This window comes from uncultured Flavobacterium sp., from assembly GCF_963925185.1.
In the GTDB taxonomy this organism is placed as follows: domain Bacteria; phylum Bacteroidota; class Bacteroidia; order Flavobacteriales; family Flavobacteriaceae; genus Flavobacterium.
Genome location: NZ_CAWURC010000023.1, coordinates 16,822 through 29,048 on the forward strand (window position 1 = coordinate 16,822; position 12,227 = coordinate 29,048).

At 33.9% G+C, this 12,227-nt stretch carries 12 protein-coding genes; 7 read left to right on the plus strand and 5 right to left on the minus strand.

Features of this window, described 5'->3' with window-relative positions:
* Nucleotides 1-35: 35 nt before the first annotated feature.
* The 5 genes from AABM59_RS05060 to AABM59_RS05080 are packed head-to-tail and all read right to left on the minus strand — an operon-like array spanning nucleotide 36 to nucleotide 5,860.
* Nucleotides 36-1,841, minus strand: coding sequence for an acyl-CoA dehydrogenase (locus tag AABM59_RS05060; protein WP_338407889.1), 1,806 nt, complete (start codon nucleotides 1,839-1,841; stop codon nucleotides 36-38).
* A 12-nt stretch (nucleotides 1,842-1,853) separates the two neighbouring features.
* Nucleotides 1,854-2,759 carry a 3-hydroxyacyl-CoA dehydrogenase gene (locus tag AABM59_RS05065; protein WP_338407890.1) on the minus strand — a complete coding sequence of 302 codons (906 nt, stop codon included), beginning with the start codon at nucleotides 2,757-2,759 and terminating at the stop codon, nucleotides 1,854-1,856.
* Nucleotides 2,760-2,769: 10 nt separating this feature from the next.
* Nucleotides 2,770-3,852: a phosphotransferase family protein gene (locus AABM59_RS05070; RefSeq protein WP_338407891.1), complete on the minus strand. Its 1,083-nt coding sequence runs from the start codon at nucleotides 3,850-3,852 to the stop codon at nucleotides 2,770-2,772.
* A gap of 26 nt (nucleotides 3,853-3,878) precedes the next feature.
* Complete coding sequence (locus AABM59_RS05075) at nucleotides 3,879-5,081, minus strand: acyl-CoA dehydrogenase family protein (protein ID WP_338407892.1); 1,203 nt, start codon at nucleotides 5,079-5,081, stop codon at nucleotides 3,879-3,881.
* 11 nt (nucleotides 5,082-5,092) lie between these two features.
* Nucleotides 5,093-5,860: a glucose 1-dehydrogenase gene (locus AABM59_RS05080; protein WP_338407893.1), complete on the minus strand. Its 768-nt coding sequence runs from the start codon at nucleotides 5,858-5,860 to the stop codon at nucleotides 5,093-5,095.
* A 189-nt stretch (nucleotides 5,861-6,049) separates the two neighbouring features.
* Here AABM59_RS05080 and AABM59_RS05085 point away from each other — a divergent pair, with 189 nt between their 5' ends.
* From AABM59_RS05085 to AABM59_RS05115, 7 genes are read left to right on the plus strand one after another with little or no spacing between them, the layout of a single operon-like run.
* Nucleotides 6,050-6,949, plus strand: coding sequence for a B12-binding domain-containing protein (locus tag AABM59_RS05085; RefSeq protein ID WP_338407894.1), 900 nt, complete (start codon nucleotides 6,050-6,052; stop codon nucleotides 6,947-6,949).
* Between the two features lie 53 nt (nucleotides 6,950-7,002).
* Nucleotides 7,003-8,472, plus strand: coding sequence for a phytoene desaturase family protein (gene crtI / locus AABM59_RS05090; protein WP_338407895.1), 1,470 nt, complete (start codon nucleotides 7,003-7,005; stop codon nucleotides 8,470-8,472).
* 5 nt (nucleotides 8,473-8,477) lie between these two features.
* Nucleotides 8,478-9,317, plus strand: coding sequence for a phytoene/squalene synthase family protein (locus AABM59_RS05095; RefSeq protein WP_338407896.1), 840 nt, complete (start codon nucleotides 8,478-8,480; stop codon nucleotides 9,315-9,317).
* A gap of 30 nt (nucleotides 9,318-9,347) precedes the next feature.
* On the plus strand, nucleotides 9,348-9,788 hold the full coding sequence (locus tag AABM59_RS05100) for a carotene hydroxylase (protein ID WP_338407897.1): 441 nt from the start codon (nucleotides 9,348-9,350) through the stop codon (nucleotides 9,786-9,788).
* A 1-nt stretch (nucleotide 9,789) separates the two neighbouring features.
* Complete coding sequence (locus AABM59_RS05105; protein WP_338407898.1) at nucleotides 9,790-10,473, plus strand: lycopene cyclase domain-containing protein; 684 nt, start codon at nucleotides 9,790-9,792, stop codon at nucleotides 10,471-10,473.
* Entirely contained in the window at nucleotides 10,470-10,931 is a 462-nt protein-coding gene (locus AABM59_RS05110; protein WP_338407899.1) for an SRPBCC family protein, read from the plus strand. Before AABM59_RS05105 ends, AABM59_RS05110 begins: the two co-directional genes overlap by 4 nt.
* Nucleotides 10,931-12,226, plus strand: coding sequence for a deoxyribodipyrimidine photo-lyase (locus tag AABM59_RS05115; protein WP_338407900.1), 1,296 nt, complete (start codon nucleotides 10,931-10,933; stop codon nucleotides 12,224-12,226). Before AABM59_RS05110 ends, AABM59_RS05115 begins: the two co-directional genes overlap by 1 nt.
* The last annotated feature ends 1 nt before the right edge of the window (nucleotide 12,227 follow it).

The following is a 12,227-nucleotide window of genomic DNA, read 5'->3' on the forward strand; positions in this document are numbered from 1 at the left end:
TATTTGTTTGAAATTTTAAAACTCAAAGATTCTAATTACATCAACATTTCCTTTTCCGCTTTTATCGTCACAATTTCCGGGTTCATCAATGCGTTGCTTATAGAAATGTTTTTTGGTAATTCATATTTGAAGAAAAATTTCATTGTTTCAATTTTGCTTTCATAAAAAGCGCTGCTTTGGTTAGATGTATCCCCATTTTTTATAGCTTTTTTTGAAATAGTGGCTTGTTTCAACCATTGCCAAGCTATGGTAATTATTCCTGAAAGTTCCATAAATAAGGTGGCATCTGCTAAATATCTTTCAATTTCTCCTTGCTTTGCAAATTGTTGCAAATGATTTAAGGTAGTTTTATAAGTGGTCATTGCCAATGCCAATTTCTCGGCATAAGAATTTAGTTCGTCGAATTGTTTTGCAAAATCAATAGTTTGCATTATTTCGTTTATTAGCAATTGGAATGCTTTGCCGTTTTGCATCGGGATTTTTCTCCCTAAAAGATCGAGGGATTGAATCCCAGTAGTCCCTTCGTAAATTGACATGATTCGAATGTCGCGGTAATATTGTTGCAAATCAAAATCCATTGTAAAACCATAACCTCCTAAAACTTGGACCGCATTACTCACCGATGTAATTCCTGCATCCGAAGGATAGGTTTTTACAATTGGCGTTAATATTTCCAGGAGCAAATACATTTTTTCCTTTTCGTCTCCCTCGGTGACTTTTTCCAAGTCAAAGTATTTCAAACACTCATAAACAAGACTCAAGGAACCTTCGACAATTGCTTTTTGTTGGAATAACATTCGGCGAACATCAGCGTGATTTATGATTAATATTTGTTCTTGTGCTAAGTCTTTACTGGCAGTAGCTCTACCTTGTGGTCTTTCATTGGCATAATGCAAAGAAGCATAATAGGCCGCCGAAGCAACTGCAGCTGCGGTTTGGCCAACAGCAATTCGAGCAGAATTCATCATTTGGAACATATACGACAGGCCTTTATTTGCTTCGCCAACAAGGAAGCCTTTTGTAACTCCATTATCGCCAAAAACCAAATGCGTGGTCGCGTAACCGCGTTGTCCCATTTTTTGAAAATCCCCAGCGCAAATTACATTGTTGTATTTTAATTCTCCGTTTTCGGGACTAAATTTTGGAACTACAAACAAGGAAATGCCTTTTGTTCCTGCTGGCGCACCTTTTATTCTTGCTAATGTGAGATGGATAAAATTGTCGCAGGCTTCATGTTCTCCGCCAGAAATAAATATCTTTTGCCCCACTATTTCATAATAACCGTCTTCTGTTGGGTTGGCGGCAGTTGTAATATCAGACAGGGAACTGCCAGCTTGAGGTTCTGTAAGTGCCATTGTTCCTTGCCATTTACCAGCCATCATATTAGGGACATAGGTTTCGTTTAATGCTTTATTTCCAAAAGATTCTATAAGTTCCATTGCGCCAGTGGAAACCCCGATATAACCTTGAGCACTACTGTTTGCTGCTTCGAAAATAAGATGTCCTGCAGAATATAAGGTGAATGGTAATTGCATTCCTCCGTGTTCTAATTCAGATGTGGCGCTAAACCAACCCGCATCGGCAACAGCCTTAAAAATGTTTTTTAATTGTGGATGCGAATGGATTTTACCGTCTTTAAACACTACTGGTTTATCATCCATTTCTTTAAAAAAGGGAAACAATTCTTTGTCACCGATATCTTTTGCGGCGTTTATAATCAAATTTATTTCTTCGATTCCGCCAATGTGTTCGTAGCGTTTATAATCTAATAAATCTTGAATTTTATGTACTTCAAATAAAAGAAAACGAATGTTTTCCATACTTATATATTGCTTTGTCATAGACTTTAATTTTTATTGTTTATTGCCATTTATAAAATGACTTTGTTGGTATTCAGGTTTTGGATATTTATAAAATCCTTCACCAGTTTTTACGCCTAATTTTCCTTGATCAATATACGTTTTTAGTAATTCCGCAAGTTTTTGGCTTTTGGTATCTGTGCCAGCATTGGTGATGTGCCATGCTGTTTCCAATCCGATTATGTCTAAAATTCCGAAAGGACCCATTTCCATTTTGAAATTCCCCATCCAGCTTCTGTCAACATCTTCAATGCTTGCAACGTCATAGGTTACCAATGCTCCAGCAGCACTAATAAAGGCAACCAGCATCGCATTAAAAATATAACCGGGTGATTCTTTTTTTACAAAGACGGGAGTTTGATTTAGTTTACCCCCCATTTCCATTAACAAATCCACTACCCATTGTTCTGTTTTTGAATTGGGCATCACATCAACTACATTGGCAATAAAAACATCATGAAAATGAAAGGCACAAAACTTTTCGGGTCTCGCCGTTTCTTCTGCAAATAGGGAAGGAGTAAGATAGGAAGTATTCGTAGTGAAAACGGTATGTGTCGGACAAAGTTGTGCAAATTGCGACCAAACTTTTTTCTTTATATCTAAATCTTCTACTACGGATTCGCTGACGAAATCTGCATTTACCGCAGCTTGGGTAGCGTCTGTTGTAAATGAAATTCTGTTTTTTGCAGCTAAAGCTTCGTCATTTGTTATCTGATTTTTTTTAATCAAGCTTTTAAGAATGTCATTCTGAATTATTTTTGCGGAGGTAAATGCAGTTTCATTGATGTCGTAAATTGTGGTGTTGAATCCACTAATTGCGGCTTGTAATCCAATTCGAAGACCCAGAGTTCCGCTTCCCAGGATTAATACATTTTTGATGTCGGTTAATTTCAATTGCATATTTTTTATTTTAATAAAAGTGACTAATTCGGTTGTATTGAATTGCTTTTTGAGCATTCGAAGCGCAGGCATTTACCACATATAATAAATTGGCAAACCGAGCATCTGTTGTAAATCCTTTTTTATAGCGCGCATAAATTTGTTGAACAATTACTGCAATTTTAAAAGAGCCAAAAATATAATAAAACAACATATCTGGGGCGGTTATTTTTTTTGTGTCAGCATAACGTTGCGCCACTTCATCCCGAGTTAAATTACCTGGAAGCCAAGTTAGATTAAAGGGCTTTAAGGCATCGCTGTCATTGGCTTCGGCCCAATAAGCGAGCGTTGTTCCAAGATCCATTAAAGGATTGCCTACTGTTGCCATTTCCCAATCCAATACTGCAATAATACGGTTTAAATTTTCTGGGTCAAGTACTAAATTATCATATTTATAGTCGTTGTGAATGAAGGCAGGAATTCCCTCATCAGGAATGTTTGCTTGCAGCCAATAAGCGGTTTTGTTCATATTTTCGATAACATCAGTTTGTGCAACATCGTATCTTTTTATCCAGCCTTCTACTTGACGCTTGGTGTAACCTTCGGGTTTTCCCATAGCAATTAAGCCTGTAGTTTCTATATTTATTGAGTGTAAAGCGGCTAAGTTATCGACCGCCGATTCTGAAATTGATTTCATAATTCCCGGAGTGAGTTCAATTCCTTTTGGGGCTTTATTTCGTAAAATAATCCCGCGAACTCTTTCCATTATATAGAAAGGAGCACCCAAAACTAATAGATCGTCACAATATGATATTGGATTTGGGATTGGATTGTAAACTGGTTTTAATGCGGTTAACACATTGAATTCTCTTGACATATCGTGTGCCGATTTGATATTGGCGCCCACTGGTGGTTTGCGCAAAACATATTCCTTTTTTGATGTTTTTAACAAAAAAGTAAGATTAGAATAACCTCCAGGAAACTGCTCAATTGTAAGTTCTCCATTAAAATTTGGCACTATTGGAGACAAATAATCCTTTAATTTATTTTCATCCAAATTTTCTCCTTCACGAATAGCGACTGCTTTGTCAATATTTTCGGAATAGTCACTCATAAATAGAATTATTATTTAATTAAAATTTATATTTTTAAACCATATCCTTTTAAAATGGCTTTTGCCAAAGAGGATTTGTGCACCTCATCTGGACCATCATAAATTCTGGCTCCTCTTTCGTGTCTATACCAGAAAGACAAAAGAGTGTCGTCTGTAACGCCTAATGCGCCGTGAGTTTGAATGGCTCGATCCAATACTTTCATCAAGATCCCGGCCACAAAAAACTTGATAGCAGAAATTTCAGTTTTTGCTGCTTTGCTACCTTCGGAATCCATTTTGTTTGCGGCGTGTAAAACCATAAATCTCGCCGCATTAATTTCGGCACGACTTTCGGCAATCCAGTTCTGAATGGTTTGTTTCTGTCCTAATTTTGTTCCGTCACCCATATCTCTGTTGACAGCTCTTTTACACATCATTTCAAAAGCTCTTTCACAAGTTCCAATCCATCGCATACAATGATGAATTCTTCCCGGGCCCAAGCGTTCTTGTGCCAATAAAAATCCGCTACCTTCTTTGCCAATTAAATTTGTGGCTGGAACTCTACAATTTATATATTCTATTTCTGCATGACTGCTCCATCCTTCACCGGTTTCTCCCATTATAGAAATATTTCTTTTTAAGTGAAAACCTATTGTGTTAGTCGGAACAAGTATCATGCTTGCTCTTTCGTAACGAGATGCATTTTCGTTTGTATTTGCCATTACGATTGCAAAGTTGGCACCATCAGCCGAAGTTGTAAACCATTTGTGACCGTTGATAACATATTCATCTCCATCAAGGACTGCGGTTGTTCCCATATTTATAGGATTTGAACCAGCAAATTCCGGTTCTGTCATCGAGAAACAACTTCTGATCTCGCCTTTCATTAAGGGTTGTAAAAATTTTTCTTTTAATGAATTTGAAGCATGTTTGTGCATTAATTCTATGTTTCCAATATCTGGTGCCTGGCAATTAAAAACATAATGGCCAAAAGGAGTCATCGCCATTAATTCACTTATTTGTGCAAATTCAATCATATTTAGTCCAAGTCCACCATCTTTTTCAGATAAGTATGGTGCCCATAAACCCATTTGTTTTGCTTTTGTTCTTTTTTCTTCGAGAATAATTGCCGCTTTTTTAAATGGTAAATGCAGTAATTCTAATTCGATGGGATACAGTTCCTGTTCAACAAATGTTTTTACTTTTGGATAGATTAGTTTTAATCTTTCGCTAGAAAATAGTGTTATCATAAAAATCGGGTTTAAATGGTGTAACCGCCATCGGCAGTGATTACGGAGCCGGTGCAAAATGATGACGCATCCGAAGCTAAAAACAATGCCAATCCTGCAATATCAATTGGTTCGGCAAGTTGTGGCAATGCTTGTTTTGCCAATACGTGTTTCAAAATTTTTTCGTTATCGGTTAATGCTTGGCTGAATTTTGTATTGATTAATCCAGGACAGATCACGTTCGCTCTAATATTATCGGACCCCCATTCTTTTGCCAAAACTTTAGTAAGGGCAATTAAAGTGGCTTTGCTAATACTGTATAATCCTAAACCCATTCCGGGTGTAATGCCTTCAATACTGCTTATGTTGATTATAGAACCGGCTCCTTTTTGTTTCATAAATGGATAGGCTTGTTTGCATAATTCCAAAGCGCCTTTCACGTTAACTCCCATAATTTTATCAAAAACAGCGTTGTCAGTATCTATTATTGGACCAAAAGTTGGATTAATTGCGGCATTGTTTATCACAATATCGATTCCTCCAAAGTGTTTTACCGCTTGGTCTACCATGTTTTTTATTTGTGAAATATCTCCCATATTTGCGGCAATGCCAATGGCTTGTATTCCTTCTGCTAAAAATTCTTTTGCTGTTTGATCAACAGCTTCTTGCTTGCGACTGACAATTACGATTTTTGCACCTTGCTGCCCTAATGCCAATGCAATGGCTTTGCCAATTCCTTTACTGGCACCGGTTACAATGGCTACTTTATTATCGAGACGAAATTTATTAGAAATGGACATAGATTTTTTTATAAAATTAGGGAATTAGAAAACATCTTTTTTAAATTAATTATAGTTTTTATTAAAAAGGTAAATTTAAATCAATTAATGGTTTTTTGTTGTTTAAAAAATTAAAAATTATGCCTATCTTTTTTTATAATCATTTTTTTTGAAAATTAAACTATACATTTGTTCATTAAATTTATATAAATGGTAAACAACATTAAAACGGTTTTTAGTATAAAGGATTTAGAAAATCTTTCTGGAATAAAAGCACACACAATTCGAATTTGGGAAAAAAGATATGATATTCTTCAGCCCATTCGAACAGATACTAATATTCGAACGTATGATTCTGCCAGTTTACAAAAGCTTTTAAATATCACATTGTTAAACTCTTATGGCTATAAAATATCCAGAATATCGGAGTTGTCTACTGAAAAAATAGCGCTTCTCGTTCGAGAAATTATATCTGAAAAAAGTTCTAAAAATCACGCTCTAAATGCATTTAAAATGGCGATGGTTAGCTTTGATCAAGCTTTGTTTTTTAATACTTACAACAGCTTGCTTTCTGAAAAATCTTTTCGAGATGTTTTTTACGATGTTTTTATTCCGCTAATGAATGAAATAGGTTTGTTGTGGCAATCGGGTACAATTTCACCCGCCCAAGAACATTTTATTTCCTATTTAATCAAACAAAAATTACTCATAAATACAGAGAAAGTTCAAATACTAGAGCCTACAAGATCAGATAAAATTTTCGTGCTTTATCTCCCTGAAAATGAGATTCACGAATTAGGTTTAATGTATTTGAATTACGAGATATTACTAAACGGTTATAAAACAATATATCTTGGAGAAAGTGTGCCTATCGATAGTTTAAAAGACATGAAAAAATATTTTGACAATATTGTTTATGTGTCTTATTTCACTGTTCAGCCTACAAAAGATAGCATTGATGATTATTTAAAAGAAATTTCTACTGAAATAATTGATGCTAATTCACAGTTTTGGTTGCTTGGAAAAATGACGCAATTTATTGATAATGAAAAACTTCCAAAAACAATTTCTGTATTTAATTCTATTTCTAATTTAGTGTCCGTATTATAATTTGTTGTTAATATTTTAATTTTGTTTAACTTTGTTGTATATTTGTTTAACAAATGAAAAAATCAATTACAATAATAGGCTCCGGTTTTTCGTCTTTAGCAGCTTCTTGCTACTTAGCCAAGGAAGGTTTTGACGTTACGATTCTCGAAAAAAATGATACCGTAGGCGGAAGAGCTAGGCAGCTTCTAAAAGATGGTTTTACTTTTGACATAGGACCAACTTGGTATTGGATGCCAGATGTTTTCGAAAAATTCTTTGCTGATTTCAACAAAGAACCTTCTGACTACTACCATCTAGAAAAGTTAAATCCTGCTTATGAAGTCTACTTTGATGAATTAGATTCTATTAAAATTCCAGATAATTTTCCAGATATTTTAGGTGTTTTCGAAAAAGAGGAAACAGGAAGTGCAATTCATTTATATTCCTTCCTAGATAACGCTAAGCATAACTATGATGTTGCTATCAAGGATTTAGTTTATAGACCTGGAATTTCAATAACAGAGTTAATTACACCTGTTACTATCAAGAAAGCAAATCAATTTTTTAGCAGTATTAGAACTTCTGTTCGAAAAAAAATCAAAAATAGTCGCTTGCAACAAATTATGGAGTTCCCTGTTTTGTTTCTAGGTGCCAAACCATCAAATACGCCTTCCTTTTATAGTTTTATGAACTATGCTGACTTTGGTTTAGGAACTTGGCACCCCAAAGGAGGAATGTATGAAGTGGTCAAAGCGATGTATATTTTAGCTGTTGAATTGGGGGTAAAAATTAAAACAAATCAAAATGTTGAGAAAATAAATGTTGAAAATGGTATCGTACGAAGTGTTATTTCTAACGGATTTACATTTCGATCTGATGTTGTTTTGAGCGGTGCGGATTACCATCATACTGAAACCTTATTAGACGAAAAGTATAGAGGCTATTCCGAAAAATATTGGGATTCAAAAGTTTTTGCCCCATCATCACTCTTGTTTTATGTTGCTTTTGATAAAAAAATAGAAAATGTTTCTCATCACACTTTGTTTTTTGATACTGATTTTGATATTCACGCAAAAGACATTTATGACAATCCAAAATGGCCCGAAAAACCATTATTCTACGCTAGTTTTCCAAGCAAAACGGACTCAACTGTTGCGCCAGATGGTAAAGAGGCTGGAATTTTCCTTATTCCAATTGCTCCAGGTATTAAGGATTCGATTTCGATTCGAGAAATTTATTTCGAGAATATTATTAAAAGATTTGAAAAGCTAACGAATCAGAAAGTAACGGATAATATCATTTTTAAAGAAAGTTATTGCGTCAATGATTTTGTCAAAGATTACAATTCATATAAAGGAAACGCTTATGGATTAGCTAATATTTTAACACAAACCGCTTTTTTACGGCCAAAGATAATTAGTAAAAAAGTAAAGAACTTATTCTTTACGGGTCAACTAACCGTTCCAGGACCTGGAGTTCCGCCATCAATAATTTCAGGAAAAATAGTGTCTGATTTAATTATTAAACAATTTTCAAATAAATAAGAATTATGAAGAAATTATTTGATGAAGTCTCGTTTAAATGCAGTGTGTTAGTAACAAAAAGTTATAGCACTTCATTTTCAATGGCGGTTAAAATGCTTGCACCAAGTATTCGTGATGCAATTTACAGCATCTACGGTTTTGTTCGTTTTGCTGACGAAATTGTCGATTCCTTCCATGGTTTCGACAAAGAAGCTTTAATAAATGATTTTGAAAACGAATACTATAAGGCTCAAAAAACAGGCATTAGCTTAAACCCAATATTGAATTCATTTCAGCAAACAGTTGTAAAATATAATATTTCTGACGATTTAATTCAGTCATTTTTAAAGAGCATGAAAATGGATTTGATAAAATCTGATTATCACAGCAAGCAGGAATATCATGAATATATTTATGGTTCTGCTGATGTTGTTGGCTTGATGTGTTTAAAGGTTTTTGTCAATGGGAATGATCAGAAATATGATGAATTGAAAGCCGAGGCGATGCGATTGGGTTCTGCTTTTCAGAAAGTAAATTTTTTGAGAGACTTAAAAGATGATAATTTAGTTTTAAATCGAAATTATTTCCCAGGTGTAGACCTAAAGTCATTTGACGAAAAATCGAAAGAAATGATTATAAAAGAAATAGAAGAAGATTTCTTAATTGCTTTTCAGGGCATTAAAAAACTACCTTTAGAAGCTAAATTCGGAGTTTATACTGCCTATGTTTATTATAAAAAATTGTTGAATAAGTTAGAAAAAACGCCTTATTATGAAATTGGAAATTCAAGAATTCGAGTTTCTAATTACACAAAAGCACGATTGTTAACCAATTCTTTTGTAACTTACAAATTGAAATTGGTGTAAATTATTAGTTCAACTTAATACCATTTTAGAATGATATCTTTGTTAATTTTTTTAGCCACTTATATCCTTATGGAATGCGTCACTTGGTGTACGCATAAGTTTGTTATGCACGGATTTTTGTGGTATTTACATGAAGATCACCATCAACCTAAATACGCTCATGTTTTCGAACGAAATGATGCTTTTTTTGTGATTTTTGCTATTCCAAGCATCCTTCTTTTTTATTTTGGAGCTAATGCTGGGTTTGATTTTAGATTTTTCATTGGATTAGGAATTTTTGCTTACGGGATGAGTTATTTTCTTGTTCACGATGTGATGATCCATCAGCGATTCAAATTGTTTAAAAACACTAAAAATAAATATTTGGTGGCACTTCGAAAAGGGCATAAAGTGCATCATAAACACCTGGGTAAAGGAGAAGGAGAGTGTTTTGGAATGTTGTTTGTGCCTTTTAAATATTTCAAAATTTAAAATGTCCTTATATTTAATTTTAAATATCACCTCTTTTCTAATTCCGTTTCTGTACAGTTTCGAAAGCCGGATGAAGTATATAAAACGTTGGAAATCTGTTTTTTCTGCAATTCTTATAACGGCTATTTTCTTTATCGTTTGGGATATTATTTTCACTAATATAGGAGTTTGGAGCTTTAATCCCCGATACCATTCTGGTTTAGAATTTTTTGGATTACCTATCGAAGAATGGCTTTTTTTCATCTGTATTCCCTATGCCAGTATCTTTATTCACTTTGCTTTTCACTATTTTTATCCAAAGGTTTCATTATCTGATAAAACGGTACGAATCATTTATGGGATATTGATTTTAATACTTATTCCCACGATTATTATTCATTATAATAAACTATATACTTCAATTAATTACATCCTTTTAGTACTTGTTTTGACTTATGCCGTTTTCAGGGTTCCTGAGATTTTGAAAACTTTTTTTATCACTTTTCTAATTATACTGATTCCATTTGGGATTGTAAATGGAATACTCACAGGGAGTTTTATTGAGGAGCCCGTAGTGTTATATAACAATTTTGAGAATTTAGGAATTAGGCTAGGAACAATACCAATTGAAGATATAGGCTACGCATTTACCATGCTATTAATGAGTTTGGTTTTAATAAATAAAATAGAAAAAAAAACAAAATGAAATTATATAAAAAAGAAACCGTCCAACATATAAATGCAAGTGTTGAAGAATGTTGGGCCTTTTTTTCGAGTCCGCAAAATCTTCAAAAAATCACTCCGGAAACGATGGGTTTTAAGATTACGGATTTCGATAATAAATCAATGTATGCAGGGCAAATTATCCAGTACACGGTGTCGCCGCTTTTGGGATTGAAATTACCTTGGGTCACCGAAATTACTTTTGTTAAAGAAAATAATTATTTCATAGACGAACAACGTTTCGGACCTTATTCTTTATGGCATCACAAGCACTTTTTTGAAGCCGTTGAAAATGGAACTAAAATGACTGATGTTGTTCATTACGGCTTGCCTCTTGGTTTCATAGGAAGAATAATGAATACACTTGTTGTGAAGAATAAGTTGATAGAAATATTCGAATATAGGGTTTTAAAAGTAGATGAAATCTTCAATTCTAAATAATGAATAAAGAAGGAATTGCTATATTTTGGTTCCGTAGAGACTTGCGTTTAGAGGATAATGTAGGTTTATTTTTTGCTTTGGAATCGAAACATCCTGTCATTCCATTGTTTGTTTTTGATGAAGAAATTTTAGACAGTTTACCAAAAAATGATTCCAGAGTTGGGTTTATCTACGATTCGCTTTCTAAAATAAATCAGAAATTAGAGGAAATAGGAAGCTCTCTTTTGATCAAAAAAGGTAAAACATCAGAAGTTTGGTATGCACTTATTCAGGAATATGATGTCAAGGAAGTTTTCTTTAATAAAGATTACGAACCTTATGCCATCAGAAGAGATTTGGCTATTTGCGAATTATTGGAAGCTAATAAAACAGTACATTTTTCTTTTAAAGACCAAGTCATTTTTGAGGAAAAAGAAATTTCAAAAGCTGACGGATTGCCGTATACTATTTATACACCATATAAAAATAAATGGTTGGAAAAATACAATTCATTTTGTCCAGTTCAAGAATATGATGCCAGTAAATACTTTTCTAATTTTTATAAAACTAAGTTTTCTTTTCCAACTTTAAAACAAATTGGATTCGAGGAAAACCCCACAAAAGTGATTCCACATAATTTAAAAAATATTGTTCATTATCAGGAAATACGTGACTTTCCAGCTTTGGACGCTACTTCCTATCTTTCGCCTCATTTGCGTTTTGGAACAGTTAGCATTCGAAAATTAGTAAATTGGGCGGCAAATAAAAATCAAGTATTTTTGAGTGAGCTGATTTGGAGAGAATTTTTTATGCAGATTCTGTTCTGTTTTCCAAAAGTCGTTACACAAAATTTTAAACCAGCTTATGACGGGATTCAATGGCGGAATAACGAAGATGAATTTAAGCGATGGTGTTCTGGAACAACAGGTTATCCTATGGTTGATGCAGGAATGCGACAATTAAACGAAACGGGATACATGCACAACAGGGTTCGAATGGTTGTTTCGAGTTTTTTATGCAAACATTTATTGATTAATTGGCAATGGGGCGAAGCCTATTTTGCAGAAAAATTATTGGATTTTGAATTGTCTTCTAATGTGGGAAATTGGCAGTGGGCAGCCGGAACAGGTTGCGATGCAGCACCTTATTTTAGAGTTTTTAATCCTGAAATCCAACTCAAAAAATTTGATGAAAAAGGAATTTATATACGGAAATGGATTCCGGAATTTGATTTGGAATATGGGAAGCCAATGGTGGAGCACACATTTGCTAGAAACAGAGCAATTGAAACATACAAAAAAGGAATTTTGAAGTAAA